Here is a 14855-nt window from a genome sequence, read left to right as displayed (position 1 = left end):
CACCTCACGTGGTCTGTTGCGCTGTTTCGATCAGCTGCCGCACCAGCGCATCGAGCGCGTCGACGTCGGCCGGCAGCCTGAGCCGATCCATGTCGTTGTAGGCGTTGTCGGCGAAGGCCAGCGCGAGCTGGTTCGGGATCACCGTGGCGTTGCAGGCCGTCAGCATCAGCCGCAGGGCCGAGAGTGCACGGGCGCCACCGAAGCGGTTCTCGGACGCCGCGGCGATCGCAAAGGGCCGGTTGCGAAACACGGCGCCACGGCCGTCCGGCGGCTCGTCGACGCGCGACAGCCAGGCGATGGCGTTGCTGAGCAGCGGCGGCACCGAGCCGTTATATTCGGGCGTCACCAGCAGCACGCCATCATGCGCGTCGATCATCCGTTTCAGATCGATGGCCGCGCGCGGCACGCCGGATCCGGCCTCGAGATCGGCCTCGTAGATCGGCAGCGGAAAGTCGGTCAGCGAGATGCGGGTGACGTCGGCGTCCGCCTGCACGAAGCGATAGGCAGCGGCAGCGGCCAGCCTCGCATTGTGCGAGCCGGCGCGGGTCGATCCGGGAATGACGAGGATTTTCAGCGCGGACATCGTACGGCCGGGAAGCGACCCGCCGCGACGAGCCGCGGCTGCCGGTCAGGGCTTGCGATACACCCAGACGCGCGCCGGCGGAAGGTTCATCCAGATGCGCTCGGACGCCTGGGTGGTGACGCCCGGCAGCGATTTCGGAATCGGCGGCACGACGGAATAGGTGAACTGCACGAATGGCGCGTTGGGCGACATCGCCGCGAACGCATCGCGGACCAGCTTCATGCGTGTCAGCATCGGCTTGGTCACCAGCGGCAGGCCGGAGACGACGGCGGAGGCCGGCGCGCCCAGCACGTTCCACAGCGTGTCGCGGAGACGGTAGGCGTCACCCTGCACCACCTTGGCCTGCGGGTAGCGGTCGCGCAGCAGCGCGCAGAAACTCGGATTGTATTCGACGAGGACGAGCCGCTTCTGGTCAATGCCGCGCTCGACCAGCGCGGCCGTAATCGCACCCGTACCGGGCCCGAGCTCGATGACCGGACCGGTGCCATGAGGATCGACATACTGCGCCATGGTCCGGGCCAGCAGCCGTCCCGACGGCATGACGGCGCCCATGTGCAGCGGCTTCTCGATCCATGAGCGGAGGAAGCGCACTTCGTCGTCCAGACGGAGAGGCTTTTTCGACGCACGCACGGACGTTTGCAGGGGCATCTCAGTACCAGACGGGACCGTTTTCACGGCGATGTCAGAAAAGAGTCACAAAGACGTATAGGTCGCAGGCGGGGCGGTCAAGCCGAACCGTAACTCACGATTAAGGCTGCTGGGTCCGCAGTCTGGCAGATGCATCTGGTCTTTTTTGCTGTGCAGAGCAGCAGACGGCCGTGAAATCCCGCAACTGAGATCATTCGGCAACATCCCGGCCGACCGCCGCGCTAAGGCTCAGCTCGCCGCCTTGCCGAAGAAATCCTTGACCTTGGTAAAGAAGCCGGCGGCCTCCGGCTGGGTGGCACCGGACGACAGCTTCTCGAACTCGGCCAGCAGCTCCTGCTGCTTCTTCGTGAGGTTCTGCGGCGTCTCCACGACGACCTGGACATACATGTCGCCGGTCTGGCGCGAGCGGAGCACCGGCATGCCCTTGGCGGCGATCCGGAAGCGGCGGCCCGACTGGGCGCCGGCGGGAATCTTCACCTTGGTCTTGCCGTTGTCGATGGTCGGCACCTCGAACTCGCCGCCCAGCGCTGCCGTCACCATCGAGATCGGCACGCGGCAATGCAGGTCCGCACCGTCGCGCTGGAAGAACTCGTGCTGAGACAGCGACAGGAAGATGTAGAGGTCGCCGGGCGGTCCGCCGCGCAGGCCCGCCTCGCCCTCGCCGGCGAGACGGATGCGGGTGCCGTCCTCGACGCCCTGGGGAATATTGACCGACAGCGTACGGTCGCGCGTGACGCGGCCGGAGCCGGAGCACGACGGGCAGGGATCCTCGATCATCTGGCCGCGGCCGTGGCACCCCGGACAAGTCCGCTCCAGGGTGAAGAAGCCCTGCGCCTGGCGGACGCGGCCGGCGCCGCCGCACATCGCGCAGGTCTTCGGCTTGGTGCCGGCCTTGGCACCGGTACCGGAGCAGGACTCGCAGGTCACCGAGACCGGAATCTCGATCTGCGCGGTCTTGCCGAGGAAGGCCTCCTCCAGCGTGATCTCCATATTGTAGCGCAGGTCGGCACCGCGCTCGCGGCCGGTGCCGCCGCGACGCTGTCCGGCCATGCCGAACAGGTCCTCGAAGATGTCGGAGAACGACGACGCGAAGCCGGCGCCGAAGCCATGCGGACCGCCGCCCGCGCCCTGCTCGAACGCGGCGTGGCCATAGCGGTCATAGGCGGCGCGCTTGTCGGCGTCGCGCAGCACCTCATAGGCCTCGTTGATCTCCTTGAACTTCACCTCGCTGGAGGCATCGCCCGGATTCTTGTCGGGGTGCCATTTCATGGCCAGCTTGCGGAAGGCCGACTTCAGCTTGGTCTCGTCGGCGTCGCGTTCGACTTCCAGGGTCTCGTAATAGCAGCGCTTGGTGGACATCAATCAAACCCGCCCGAACTTCGTCAGACCTGAACGGCTCGCGCGCATCCGCGCGCCAGTTCAATGAAAATGACCCCCATCCAACGAGACGCTCACGGCGCTCTTTGGCATGGGGGTCATGGCTGTCAGCCTCTACCGTCGCTTAAGCAGATTTCTTCTTGTCGTCGTCGACCTCGGTGAACTCCGCGTCGACGACGTCATCCTTGGCAGCATCGCGGGCCGCGTCGCTCTCGGCCTGCTGCTTGTACATCGCCTCGCCGAGCTTCATCGACGCCTGGGCCAGGGTGTTGGTCTTGGCCTTGATCGCTTCGGCGTCGTCGCCCTTCAGCGCTTCCTTCAGATCGCTGACGGCATCCTCGATGGCGCGACGCTCGCTCTCGGCGACCTTCGAGCCATGCTCGGCGAGCGCCTTCTCGGTGGAGTGCACCAGCGCGTCGGCATGGTTCTTGGCGTCGACTGCCTCGCGGCGCTTCTTGTCCGCGGCGGCATTGGCTTCCGCGTCCTTGACCATCTTGTCGATGTCGGCTTCCGACAGACCGCCCGAGGCCTGGATGCGGATCTGCTGCTCCTTGCCTGTCGCCTTGTCCTTGGCCGAGACGTTGACGATGCCGTTGGCGTCGATGTCGAACGTCACCTCGATCTGCGGCATGCCGCGCGGCGACGGCGGAATGCCCATCAGGTCGAACTGGCCGAGCATCTTGTTGTCGGCCGCCATCTCGCGCTCACCCTGGAAGACCCGGATGGTGACCGCGTTCTGATTGTCTTCGGCGGTCGAGAACACCTGGCTCTTCTTGGTCGGGATCGTGGTGTTGCGGTCGATGATGCGGGTGAACACGCCGCCCAAGGTCTCGATGCCCAGCGACAGCGGGGTCACGTCGAGCAGCAGCACGTCCTTGACGTCGCCCTGCAGCACGCCGGCCTGAATGGCCGCACCGATCGCCACCACCTCGTCGGGGTTGACGCCCTTGTGCGGCTCCTTGCCGAAGAACTGCTTCACCATCTCCTGGATCTTCGGCATGCGGGTCATGCCGCCGACCAGCACCACTTCGCCGATCTCCCCGGCGGTCAGGCCGGCATCCTTCAGCGCCTTGCGGCACGGCTCGATGGTCTTCTCGACGAGGTCGGCCACCAGCGCCTCGAACTTGGCGCGGGTCAGCTTCATCGTCAGATGCTTCGGACCGGACTGGTCCGCGGTGATGAAGGGCAGGTTGATCTCGGTCTGCGTGGTCGACGACAGCTCGATCTTGGCCTTCTCGGCAGCTTCCTTGAGGCGCTGCAGAGCGAGCTTGTCGTTGCGCAGGTTGATGCCCTGCTCCTTCTGGAATTCGTCGGCGAGGTAGCTGACCAGACGCATGTCGAAGTCTTCACCGCCGAGGAAGGTGTCGCCATTGGTCGACTTCACCTCGAACACGCCGTCGCCGATCTCCAGGATCGAGACGTCGAAGGTGCCGCCGCCGAGGTCGTACACCGCGATGGTGCCGGCCTTGGTCTTGTCGAGACCGTAGGCCAGCGCAGCCGCGGTCGGCTCGTTGATGATGCGCAGCACTTCGAGGCCGGCGATCTTGCCGGCGTCCTTGGTGGCCTGACGCTGGGCGTCGTTGAAATAGGCGGGGACGGTGATGACAGCCTGGTCGACCTTCTGGCCGAGATGGGCTTCCGCGGTCTCCTTCATCTTCTGCAGGATGAAGGCGGAGACCTGCGAGGGCGAATAGGTCTTGCCGTCGGCCTCGACCCAGGCGTCGCCGTTGCCGGCCTTGACGATCTTGTAGGGGACGAGCTTCTTGTCCTTCTCGACCATCGGGTCGTCGTAGCGGCGGCCGATCAGGCGCTTCACTGCGAAGAAGGTGCGCTCGGGGTTGGTGACGGCCTGGCGCTTGGCCGGCTGGCCGACCAGTCGCTCGCCATCGTCACTGAACGCGACGATCGACGGCGTGGTCCGCATGCCCTCGGCGTTCTCGATGACTTTCGACGATTTGCCGTCCATGACGGCCACGCACGAATTCGTGGTGCCGAGATCGATCCCGATGACCTTTCCCATGGTCTCATATCCTTCTTTTTGCGGCAGGTTGGGTGGGGCCCTGACGGCGCCCCCATCCAAAACCCCCTCAGATCAAATGCTCGCGATATTGCGACGATGAGCGTCATATAGGAGGGGGGGAGGCACCCGCAAGGACCGGAGGAGACCCGCGAGCGCGGAAAAGCCGCGGAATTTTCGGCGCTCCGTGAAAGCCGCAATGGGAGTCGGAGTACTCCGGCCGGCGTCGCGCGCGGTGCGGCCAGATGGCCGGCGCCGTGACTGCGACCGACCCGCCATCAGCGCTCCCTCAGGCCGCAAAGTCGCCCTCATTCGGGTACGGCTGGCAACCTCGATCATGCTTAGCGAAGCCATAATGCTCCGTCGCCATGGACCTCAACGCGTCCCCGCCGGCGGAACTTCTGGTCGCACCCATCGACCTGTTGCGGCCGCGGTAAACCCGCTACAAGGCACCCATCCGAGGACGGCCACCGCGGGGACGATCACGGCCGTCGAACTGGTTTGTGAAACGAGGCAGCTTCCTCATGATGTTCTCCCGACTTCTCGCCGCGGCGCTGGTCTCGATCTCCCTGCTGCGACCGGCGCTGGCGGCGGATGCCATTTTCCCGCCCGGCGTCCGCATCGGGCTCGCACCGCTGGTCGGGCTCAGCAAGGCCAAGACCTTCTCCGGCTTCGAGACCGAGGATCAGAGCGTCAAGGTCCTGCTGACCGAATTGCCGGCCGGGGCATATGGCGAGGTCAAGAATGCGTTCACCGCCAATCCGGCCGGCACCGGCGGCATCAAGCCGGAAAGCATCGAGACATCAGCGGGCACCGCCTACTACACCGTGGAGAACGGTCGTGACGGCGCCACCCCCGTGCGGCGCTATTCGATGATCCTGCCCGGCACCGGCTTCTCCGGCTATGTGGCGGTGCAGATTCCAGAGACCGCGAGCAAGATCTACACCGACGACGCCGTACGCCAGATGTTCGCCTCCGCGGTGGTCCGCAAGGACGTGCCGATCGACGAGCAATTGTCGATCATGCCGTTCAAGGTCACCGAGCTCTCCAATTTCAAGACGGTCCGCACCCTGGGACCGGGCGCGCTGATCCTGGCGGACGGCGACGAGGAGAAGGGCTTCGAGGCGGCGCCGTTCGTGGTGATCGGACTGGTCGCCGGCGTGGCGCCCGAGGCGGGCGACCGGGCGCGCGTGGCGCAGCAGGCGGTCACGACCATTCCCGGCGTGCGCGATGCCCGCATCACGATGTCCGAGCCGATCCGCATCGACGGCCTGCCGGCCTATGAAACGCGGATCGACGCCACCAGCGGCAAGGACAATACGCCGGTCACCGTCGTGCAGTGGTTGCGCTTCGGCGGCCCGAACACGCTGCGGATCATCGGCAGCGCGCCGCGCGACCAGTGGTCGGCGGCCTTCCCGCGCTTCCGCGCGGTCCGGGACGGGATCCAGCCAAGAGGCTAGCGCACGGCCGAGGCTCACTCAGGCTCGCGGACATAGATATCGATGTCCTGCACCGTTTCGGTGCGGCGATAGCTCTGCATGAGGCGATCGAGCTCGGGGCTGGCGTGAAGCCATTGCCCCCAGTCGCCGGTCAGATTGTCGACCAGGACGATCGACGGCCGCGACCGCCTGATATCGTCGGCGAGCCAGCGGCGTTCGCGTTCCGTGTACGGATCGAGCCGCGCCAGCACGTGCGCGTCGGCTCCGCTGTCGCGGGCGAATTCCTCATAGCTCGACGCCAGCAGGCACTGCTCGCGCGAGGCCCACACGCCGCCGACGGCGCGTGTCAGCGGATGGGGAATGCCGGGATCGCCGGACACCACCATGATGGTCGGATGCGCGATGCCGAGACGGGCGATCGCCGGCTGCAGAAAGCGCGCGTCGAGGGCGCGGTTGAACCAGACCAGCGCCGGCACCAGCAGCGCCGCGCCGACCACCCATGTGGCCAGGCCCCGCTGCGCCGGGGCGCCAGTCTGGACCGAAGGGGCGGCGGTGACGGCGTAGAAGAAACCGAGCAAGGCAAAGGCCAGCATCGGATAGGAATGGTAGGGCCAGCCCTTGCGCTGCAGAAGATAGACCATGAGAAACGCGGCCGAGGCGCTGAGCAGCAACATCAAGGTCGGCGTCACGCCGCTGCTCCGCTTCAGCAGTAGCGTCGCGACCAGGGTGAGCGCATAGAGCAGGATGGCCGGCTTCGCAATCATGGTCGGCAGCGGCAGGCCGATCGAATAGACGTCGCGAAGAACCGGCCACATGTCGCTGAAGAATTCCGGAAACAACAGCACGGTGCACAGGCTGTAGACTGACACCAGCAGCGCCGCGATGAGGTTCTCCGGCGCGAGCAGCAGGCGCGCCGATCTCAGATGCACCGCCACGACGCCGAGCACGCACAGCATGGCCAACGCGAAATGCGGCTTGAAGCAGAGCGCCAGTCCAAGCCCGGCGCCGGCAACCGCGCTTGCCCAGAATGGCGGTGTCTCGCGGTTGATCCGCAGCGCCAGCATCGCAAGCGCCGGCACGAGCTCGATCACCGCGATGTGCTCGCGCTGCCCGAAGCACTGGGCGGGCAGCACGGCAAGAACGGCGAGCGTAATCAGCGCCAGCGGCCATCGCTGGCGGGGCGCCAACGCCGCGGAGTCGCGCAGGATGAGCATGCTCACGGCGAGCGACGACGCGATGGCCACGAACAGCAGGACGTCGAGCACCAGCTCCGCGGGCACGCCAATGCCACGCGCGATCAGGATCGCCGGGACATAGACCAGCACCGCCATCGGCGGATTGGTCTCCATGATCTCCGAATACAGCCGCTGGCCGTCGAGCCAGCGCTCGCCTGCGATCAGCAGCCAGCTCACATCCGTGTTCGAGGCCACCAGATGCCGCATCAGGATGCCGGCAGCGAACAGCAGCAGCAGGGGTGCCCAGACCGGCAACGCCAGCCATCGCAGCGTGGCGTTGTGCAGCGGCTGCAGTTGACCGCCGTCCGCATCGAGATTCGTGGTCATGGTACCGGTCCCCTACCCGTAGATTTACGGACCGTACCCATGCACCTTTAACGAATTGCTGCTTTCACCCGTGACAATCTTGGGTTTAAGATTGGTAACTAAATGCGGTTCCTTGCGGCGACGAGAGAGATCCGGCAAGTCCGATGGACACGTGTCCGTTCGAGCTGCCTCCACCCCCGGGAGGATGAGAATGAACCGACGGCAGATTCTCCGGCTGCTCGGCAGCTCGGCCTTTGCGGCATCGATCGCCGAGCAAGCTTGCGCAGCCGCGTCGATCAAGCCCGACGACACCTCGGCGCTGCTCGTGATCGACGTGCAGAACTGCTTCCTTCCGGGCGGCAGCCTCGCGGTGAAAGACGGCGAGCAGGTCGTGCCCGTCGTCAACAGGATCGCGAAGGCGTTCAGCCATGTGGTTCTGACGCAGGATTGGCACACGCCGGCGCATGTCTCGTTCGCCTCCAGCCACCCCGGCAAGAAGCCGTTCGAGCTGATCGACCTGGCCTATGGCAAGCAGGTGCTGTGGCCGGATCATTGCGTGCAGGGCACCGACGGCGCGGCGCTGTCCAAGGATCTCGCGATCCCGCAGGCCGAGCTGATTCTGCGCAAGGGCTTCCACAAGGACGTCGACAGCTACTCGGCGTTCACCGAGGCGGACGGGAAGACCAGCACGGGGCTCGCGGCCTATCTCAAGGCGCGCGGCATCAGCAAAGTGTTCGTGGCCGGACTGGCGACCGATTTCTGCGTCGCCTGGACCGCGCTCGACGCGCGCAAGGCGGGGCTCGACACCTACGTGATCGAGGACGCCTGCCGCGGCATCGACACCCAGGGCTCGCTGGCCAAAGCCTGGACCGACATGGCGGCGGCCGGTGTGAAGCGGATCACCTCCGGGGACATTGCTGCATGAACGGCGGCAGCTCTGGAGATCAGGATTTGCGCGCCAGCGCGGCGTATTGAGCCCCGAGCGGCAGCCAGCCGAGCATGTCCTCGAGCGGCCGCAGCCGCGCCAGCGCCCGCGGGAAGAACAGGCTGTACTGGATCTGCGGCGAGCTCCAGCCCGCGGCCTGCAACGATCTCGACAGCTGGCGCGCGAAGATCAGCTTGGCGTTCTCGTCGAACGGGCAGGTGTTGACGGCGTGGACCGTCAGCGGATTGAGCGGATTGTGCTCGAACACCGCGATCAGGCCGCCCGGGCGCGTGATCCGGTGCAGCTCGCGCAGCCAGGCCACGTGCTCCTCGTGAGGGATGTGGTGGAACACGCAGGCCGAGAACACCACGTCGAAACGATCGGACTCGCAGGGGATGCGGTCGTTCTCGATCAGCAGGGTTTCGCCGCTGCCGGGATGACGCTGCCGCGCGAGCGCGAGGCTTCGCTCCGAAACGTCTGACGAAGTCAGCATCGCCTCTGGAAAGTACCGCCGGAAGAACGGAATCGAATTGCCGATGCCCGCGCCGAAATCGTAGATCTGCGACACCTGCAGCCGATCGCGATCGGTGATCTGCTCGAGCAGCCGAATCTTGTACTCGGCGAAATACGCCGGATCCTCGCCAGTGATCGCGATATTCGCACGATGCTGTTGGTCATACGCGTCAGCGAAGCGGTCGAATTCAGCTTTGTCCATCGTCCACACTGCTGCGCCTGAAGCGGTGCTCGAAGAAGGCAGGCGCCAGCCCAATACCGTCCTGTCCTGTATAGCCGGCAATGTTTAACTCCAGGCTGCCATTGCGCGGATCAACAAGTCGCCCGTACTCCGAAGTACTACGTAGATTGCGCGCGCTGCTAGCTAATTTCGTGAACAATTAACGCGTCGTCATCAACGATCGCGACATGCCGCCAAGCTGTCCTTTCCGGTAGTATGAGGCCCTCAAATTTGTCAGACGCGCAGGACGAGATGCCGCGCCCCGGCAAGATGTTCGTCTCGATCGTTGTGCCCTGCTACAACGAGGAGGAGGGCCTGCGCGAGTTTCACCGCCAGATGACGGCGGCCGCGCGGGCGCTGTGCGGCAACCGGTTCGAGCTGATCCTGGTGGACGACGGCTCCACCGACAAGACCTGGCAGGTGATCAACGCCCTGCTCGCCGAGGATCGCAACGTCGTCGCCGTCAAGCTGGCGCGCAACCACGGCCACCAATTGGCGCTGACCGCAGGGCTCTCCACCGTGCGCGGCGACCTGGTGCTGGTGATCGACGCCGACCTGCAGGATCCGCCCGAGCTGCTGACGCCGATGTACGAGATGATGGCGCGCGAAGGCGCCGACGTCGTCTATGGCCAGCGCCGCAGCCGCGCCGGCGAGACCCGTTTCAAGAAATGGTCGGCCGAGGCCTTCTACCGCCTGCTCGCGAAGATCACCCGCGTCCACATTCCCGTCGACACCGGCGATTTCCGGCTGATGAGCCGGCGCATCTCGGACCAGCTCGTGCAGATGCCGGAGCACGATCGCTTCATCCGCGGCATGGTGGCCTGGCTCGGCTACAAGCAGGTGGCCTACGAATATGACCGCAAGCCGCGCTTCGCCGGCAGCACCAAATATCCACTGCTGAAGATGATCAGCTTCGCCGCCGATGCGCTGGTCAGCTTCTCGATGGTGCCGTTGCGGATCGCCACCTATGTCGGCGCGCTGCTGACGACCGGGCTGACCTTCGTCGGCATTGCCGCAATCATGAGCTGGATCTTCTCCGGCACCGTGCCCGGTTGGACCAGCTTGACTCTGCTCGTCGTCATGATCTCCTCGGTGCAGCTGCTGGTGCTCGGCCTGATCGGCGAATATGTCGGGCGGATCTACATCCAGTCCAAGAACAGGCCGCTGTTCCTGATCTCGCAGATTCATCGGCGCGGCCGCGTGCCACAGCTGTCGACCGATTCGCTGGAGACGATCGAGAGCCCGCCGCTCAACACCTTGCTGGCGCATTCCGGGCCGGAGCTGCGCCGCTCGGTCTATGACGAGGCCTCCTCGTGAAGGAGCTATTGAAGCATCCGGCGCTGTACCAGGCCTATCAGAACGCCGGCGGCTTCTTCGGCGCGCGGCTGAAGGCGATCCGGGATTATCTGACGCTGCGTCCGGGCATGCGTGTCATCGATATCGGCTGCGGCCCCGGCTATATCCTGCGCCATCTTCCCGACGGAATCGACTATACGGGCTTCGACGTCGACGAGGCCTATATCGCGCATGCGCGGCGGTCCTTCGGCCATCTCGGCACGTTCCATTGCCGGCATTTCGATGCGGCCGCGGCCCAGGAGTTTGCCGGCGCCGATGTCGTGATGATGAACGGCGTGCTGCATCACATCGCCGATGACGAGTTGAAGACAACGCTCGCCAACATCCGCGACGTCCTCGCCGCCGATGGCGTGCTGTTCACGCTCGACGGCTGCTATCGCGACGGGCAATCGCGGATCGCGAAATGGCTGCTCGACAACGATCGCGGCCACTTCGTCCGCGATCGTGACGGCTATTACGACCTGCTGTGCAGCGCCTTCGCCCGCGTGAAACTCGAGATCAGGGACAACTACTCACGCGTGCCCTACACCTTCGCGATCGGCGTCGCGCAGAAATAATCACTCCGCCCGTTCGAGGATGTCGACACCCTCGACCGTTCCGACCAGCCGATACGACTTGAGCAGCTCCGGCAGTTCGGCATCGGCGCGCGCCCAATCGCCCCAGCCGCCCCTGAGATTGTCGACCAACACCAGGTCGGGATTGCCGTTCTTGAAGTCCTCGACCAGCCAATTCCGCTCCAGCGCCAGATACGCGTTCAGTCGGGCGTCGGTCACCGCGTCCACCGACGTCCGCTCGCGCGTCAGCCGGACGAACTCGCGAATCCACAGATTCTCCTGCCGCGACACCCAGGCGCCGCGGATGTCCCGCACCAGCGGATGACCGATCGCCGCCTCGCCGCTCAGCACCAGCAGGCGCGGATGCGGCTTGAGCTTGGCGAGCGCCTCCGGCAATGGACCGACATAGATTCTCGTGTTGAACCATTGCAGACCGAGGGCAAAGGCCGCGATCAGAATCACGGCCGTCGCTGCGCCGAAGCGGCGCGGCTGCGAGGTGGCGTCAGTGTCCGTCAGCACGGCGTAGCCCATCGTGAGCATGGCGATCGCGACCATCGGATAGGAATGATACGGCCAGCCGCGACGCTGCAGAAAGAACGAGATCGCAAATCCGAGGGAGGCGAGAATCAAGGCGAGCAACGGCCCGCCGAGCCTGCCGCTCCGCCGCGTCAACGCGACGGTCGCGAGCGCGACAACGAGGAGAAGCGTCGCCATGTTCAGGAAGATGACGGACGGCGACATCGACCACGACAGATAGGTGTCGCGCACCAGCGGATAGGTGACGGTGAAGTACTCGGGATAAAGCAGGTAGGTGCCGAGACTGACGGCCGACACGATCATGCCGGCGATGATGTTCTCGGGGGCGAACGTCTGAAGCCATGCGCGGGAACGGACGACACCCGCCAGAATGCAGAACAGGGCGGGGAACGTGAAGAATGGTTTGAAGGCGAGCGTGATACCGACCCCGATTCCGGCAACGATGACCGCCCAGGCCGGCACGGGCTCGCGCTCGCTGCGCAACGCATACACCGCGAGCCCCGGCAGGAAGGTGAGCGTGGCGATATGCTCACGCTGGCCGAACACGTGCATCGGCAGGATCGTCAGGACGGCCGCGGCCCAGATCGCAAACGGCCCCCAGCCCAGGGCGGCCGATGATTGCGACAGCCGGATGATGCGTGAGGTGACGTAGAGCGAGCCGGCCGCCAGCAACAGCAGCTGCGCGTCGATGACATGACGCGGATCGACATGCAGCAGGCGCCCCAGCGCGACGCCCGGCAGATAGGCGAACGCCGCCATCGGCGGATTGATCTCGATGATGTCGCGATAAAGCTTCTGGCCGTCCAGCATGCGCTCGCCGACCACCAACAGCCAGCTGACGTCGGTATTCAACGGAACGACCTGGCGCAGCAGGATGGCGATGATGAACACGGCGCCGATCATCAGCCACGGCGTCATGGCCAGCCGCTCACGCGCCGGCGGAGCCAGCGACTGGCGCGTCACAGCTTCGAACTGGGAGCTCATGGAACGGTCCTCTGCGAGAGTCGGCCTGACGCTAGCGGAGGTTGGTTAAGGCGCAATTTGCCGGTGCCGGGGATCTGTCTGGTGGCGGCGGCAACGCCGACACATGCCAAGTCAGACGGCATTGAGGCGCCGCATCCGATTCCGGATCGGCGCCTCTCGTCTTCAAATGAAGCTGGGCGTCAAAACCGCAGCAGCGCCCGCCTCAGGCCGCGCTGTTCGACTGGTCGTTGCCGGCCGCCGGCGCCGCCTTGGCGCCGCCCTTGGAGACGCCGACCAGCGCCGGGCGCAGCACGCGCTCGCCGATCATGAATCCGGCCTGCACGACCTGCACCACGGTGCCCGACGGCACCGACGCATCCGGGACCTCGTACATCGCCTGCTGGAAGTTGGGATCGAACTTCTGCCCCGTCGGATCGAACTTCTTGACGCCGTTCTTCTCCAGCGTGTTGAGCAGCGAGCGCTCGGTGAGCTCGACGCCCTCGATCAGCGACTTCAGGCCGGGATCGGCATTGTCCCGCGTTTCCGCCGGCACGGCATCGAGCGCGCGCTGCAGATTGTCGGCGATGTCGAGCACGTCGCGCGCGAAGCCGGTGATGCCGTACATCCGCGCGTCCGCGACCTCGCGGGCGGTGCGCTTGCGCAGGTTCTCCATCTCGGCCAGCGTGCGCAGCATCCTGTCGCGTGCTTCGGCGGCCTCCTTGGCGAGAGCCTCCGCTGAGCCGGTCTCGGGGTCGTCAGGCATGATGTAAGGTTTGGAGACCACGGGTTCGCTGGCCTGCGCCGGGTTTTCCGGATCGTTCTTGTGCAGGTCGGGATCGGTCATTGACAGACTCGCAAGTTCGGCTGACGGGTTTGGGATATGGGCGGGATATCGTGCTTTGGGCGTGGAAAATCAAGCACGGCCTGACGGCGGCGCCGTTTGCGGGTTAACCATGTCGAATGTCAGCCACCCAACAGGCGGCTGACCAGACGCGCCGCGTAATCGACGGTCGGAATGACGCGGGCATAGTTCAGCCGCGTCGGGCCGATGACGCCGAGCACGCCGACGATGCGTCCGGTGGCGTCCGAATAAGGCGAGACGATCGTCGACGAGCCGGACAGCGAGAACAGCTTGTTCTCCGAGCCGATGAAGATGCGAACGCCTTCCGCGCTCTCCGCACGTCCGAGCAGATCGACGACGCCACGCTTGGTCTCGAGATCGTCGAACAGCCGGCGGACGCGTTCGAGATCTTCGAGTGCATGCAGATCCTCGAGCAGATTGGCGTGACCACGCACGATGAGCTGACGGTCGTCGCTGTCACCGCCCGACCAGCTGGCGACCCCAGCGGCGATCACCTTCTGCGTCAGCTGATCGAGCTCGGCCCGGTCGCGCGCCAGCGCCGTCTCGAGCTCGAGCCGCGCTTCCGCCAGGGTCCGTCCGCGAATCCGCGAATTGAGGAAATTGGCGGCCTCGGTCAGCGCCGAGGACGGCACGCCGGGCGGCAGCGTCAGCACGCGGTTCTCGACTTGTCCGTCCTCGCCGACCAGCACGACCAGCGCACGCTCGGGCTCCAGGCGGACGAATTCGATGTGCTTCAGCCGCGTGTTGGACTTGGCGGTGAGAACCACGGCGGCGGCACGGGTCAGACCAGAGAGCCGCGTCAGCGCCTCGTCGAGCGCTGCTTCCACCGACTGGGCGCGGCCGACGGAAGCGAGCTGGCTCTGGATCGCCTGCCGCTCGGCCTCGGTCATGTCGCCGACCTGCATCAGGGCGTCGACGAAGAAGCGCAAGCCCGCTTCGGTCGGCAGCCGGCCGGCCGAGGTATGCGGCGCATAGATCAGGCCAAGCTGCTCCAGATCGGCCATCACGTTGCGCACGGAGGCCGGCGACAGGGGAACCGCGATCAGCCGCGAAATGTTGCGCGAGCCGACGGGCTCGCCGGTCGCGAGGTAGCTCTCGACGATCTGGCGAAAGATCTCGCGCGACCGCTCGTTGAGCTGCGCGAGCCCCGCGGGCGGTGTCATCAGGTTGATCGGATCGTGGTGGGCCACCAGATATCCTCCTCACCCATTTGCATGTAATTTGGCCATGCGGCGGCTCGGTGGCAAGCCGATCTTGAGCGGGTGCTCCGGCGCTGATTCGCGCTCGATTATGCCCTTGCCGCTGCGGGTCCCGGCTCCT

At 65.6% G+C, this 14855-nt stretch carries 13 protein-coding genes; 4 read left to right on the top strand and 9 right to left on the bottom strand.

The window, feature by feature from the left end:
• Positions 1-4: 4 nt before the first annotated feature.
• From HL666_RS13360 to dnaK, 4 genes are all read right to left on the bottom strand, one after another.
• Positions 5-583 (bottom strand): NADPH-dependent FMN reductase, encoded by a 579-nt coding sequence (locus tag HL666_RS13360; protein WP_172113624.1) that lies wholly within the window; start codon positions 581-583, stop codon positions 5-7.
• 45 nt (positions 584-628) lie between these two features.
• Positions 629-1231 (bottom strand): class I SAM-dependent methyltransferase, encoded by a 603-nt coding sequence (locus tag HL666_RS13355; RefSeq protein WP_172113625.1) that lies wholly within the window; start codon positions 1229-1231, stop codon positions 629-631.
• A 228-nt stretch (positions 1232-1459) separates the two neighbouring features.
• Positions 1460-2590 carry a molecular chaperone DnaJ gene (gene dnaJ, locus HL666_RS13350; RefSeq protein ID WP_172113626.1) on the bottom strand — a complete coding sequence of 377 codons (1131 nt, stop codon included), beginning with the start codon at positions 2588-2590 and terminating at the stop codon, positions 1460-1462.
• Between the two features lie 142 nt (positions 2591-2732).
• Positions 2733-4628 (bottom strand): molecular chaperone DnaK, encoded by a 1896-nt coding sequence (gene dnaK, locus HL666_RS13345; RefSeq protein ID WP_172113627.1) that lies wholly within the window; start codon positions 4626-4628, stop codon positions 2733-2735.
• Between the two features lie 521 nt (positions 4629-5149).
• Between dnaK and HL666_RS13340 the strand changes: the two genes are divergently transcribed.
• Entirely contained in the window at positions 5150-6085 is a 936-nt protein-coding gene (locus HL666_RS13340) for a hypothetical protein (protein ID WP_172132581.1), read from the top strand.
• 14 nt (positions 6086-6099) lie between these two features.
• Here the strand turns inward: HL666_RS13340 and HL666_RS13335 are convergent, their stop codons facing one another.
• A complete protein-coding gene (locus HL666_RS13335) occupies positions 6100-7626 on the bottom strand; it encodes a hypothetical protein (RefSeq protein ID WP_172132582.1) in 1527 nt (508 codons plus the stop codon).
• A 184-nt stretch (positions 7627-7810) separates the two neighbouring features.
• On the opposite strand from HL666_RS13335, the gene pncA reads away from it, so the two are divergent.
• A complete protein-coding gene (gene pncA / locus HL666_RS13330) occupies positions 7811-8530 on the top strand; it encodes a bifunctional nicotinamidase/pyrazinamidase (protein WP_172181855.1) in 720 nt (239 codons plus the stop codon).
• A 19-nt stretch (positions 8531-8549) separates the two neighbouring features.
• Here pncA and HL666_RS13325 read toward each other — a convergent pair whose 3' ends face one another.
• Entirely contained in the window at positions 8550-9245 is a 696-nt protein-coding gene (locus HL666_RS13325; RefSeq protein WP_172132583.1) for a class I SAM-dependent methyltransferase, read from the bottom strand.
• A 249-nt stretch (positions 9246-9494) separates the two neighbouring features.
• Between HL666_RS13325 and HL666_RS13320 the strand changes: the two genes are divergently transcribed.
• Entirely contained in the window at positions 9495-10580 is a 1086-nt protein-coding gene (locus HL666_RS13320) for a glycosyltransferase family 2 protein (RefSeq protein ID WP_246739909.1), read from the top strand.
• Positions 10577-11176, top strand: a complete 600-nt coding sequence (locus tag HL666_RS13315; RefSeq protein WP_172113632.1) for a class I SAM-dependent methyltransferase — start codon at positions 10577-10579, stop codon at positions 11174-11176. Before HL666_RS13320 ends, HL666_RS13315 begins: the two co-directional genes overlap by 4 nt.
• Here HL666_RS13315 and HL666_RS13310 read toward each other — a convergent pair whose 3' ends face one another.
• The 3 genes from HL666_RS13310 to hrcA form a co-directional block, all read right to left on the bottom strand.
• Positions 11177-12694, bottom strand: coding sequence for a hypothetical protein (locus HL666_RS13310; protein WP_172132584.1), 1518 nt, complete (start codon positions 12692-12694; stop codon positions 11177-11179).
• Between the two features lie 202 nt (positions 12695-12896).
• Positions 12897-13517: a nucleotide exchange factor GrpE gene (gene grpE, locus HL666_RS13305; protein ID WP_172113634.1), complete on the bottom strand. Its 621-nt coding sequence runs from the start codon at positions 13515-13517 to the stop codon at positions 12897-12899.
• Positions 13518-13636: 119 nt separating this feature from the next.
• On the bottom strand, positions 13637-14725 hold the full coding sequence (hrcA, locus tag HL666_RS13300; protein WP_172113635.1) for a heat-inducible transcriptional repressor HrcA: 1089 nt from the start codon (positions 14723-14725) through the stop codon (positions 13637-13639).
• Positions 14726-14855 lie beyond the last annotated feature (130 nt).

Source organism: Bradyrhizobium aeschynomenes (assembly GCF_013178945.1).
Classification (GTDB): domain Bacteria; phylum Pseudomonadota; class Alphaproteobacteria; order Rhizobiales; family Xanthobacteraceae; genus Bradyrhizobium; species Bradyrhizobium aeschynomenes.
The sequence above is the reverse complement of the archived record's forward strand: the minus strand, read 5'-3'. Positions and strand labels throughout refer to the sequence as shown.

Bases quoted from the DNA above. Each gene is read 5' to 3' on its own strand.
- HL666_RS13310 (WP_172132584.1), bottom strand. From the start codon at position 12,694: ATGAGCTCCCAGTTCGAAGCTGTGACGCGCCAGTCGCTGGCTCCGCCG.
- HL666_RS13325 (WP_172132583.1), bottom strand. From the start codon at position 9,245: ATGGACAAAGCTGAATTCGACCGCTTCGCTGACGCGTATGACCAACAG.
- dnaK (WP_172113627.1), bottom strand. From the start codon at position 4,628: ATGGGAAAGGTCATCGGGATCGATCTCGGCACCACGAATTCGTGCGTG.
- HL666_RS13340 (WP_172132581.1), top strand. From the start codon at position 5,150: ATGATGTTCTCCCGACTTCTCGCCGCGGCGCTGGTCTCGATCTCCCTG.
- HL666_RS13360 (WP_172113624.1), bottom strand. From the start codon at position 583: ATGTCCGCGCTGAAAATCCTCGTCATTCCCGGATCGACCCGCGCCGGC.
- grpE (WP_172113634.1), bottom strand. From the start codon at position 13,517: ATGACCGATCCCGACCTGCACAAGAACGATCCGGAAAACCCGGCGCAG.
- HL666_RS13335 (WP_172132582.1), bottom strand. From the start codon at position 7,626: ATGACCACGAATCTCGATGCGGACGGCGGTCAACTGCAGCCGCTGCAC.
- HL666_RS13355 (WP_172113625.1), bottom strand. From the start codon at position 1,231: ATGCCCCTGCAAACGTCCGTGCGTGCGTCGAAAAAGCCTCTCCGTCTG.
- dnaJ (WP_172113626.1), bottom strand. From the start codon at position 2,590: ATGTCCACCAAGCGCTGCTATTACGAGACCCTGGAAGTCGAACGCGAC.
- pncA (WP_172181855.1), top strand. From the start codon at position 7,811: ATGAGAATGAACCGACGGCAGATTCTCCGGCTGCTCGGCAGCTCGGCC.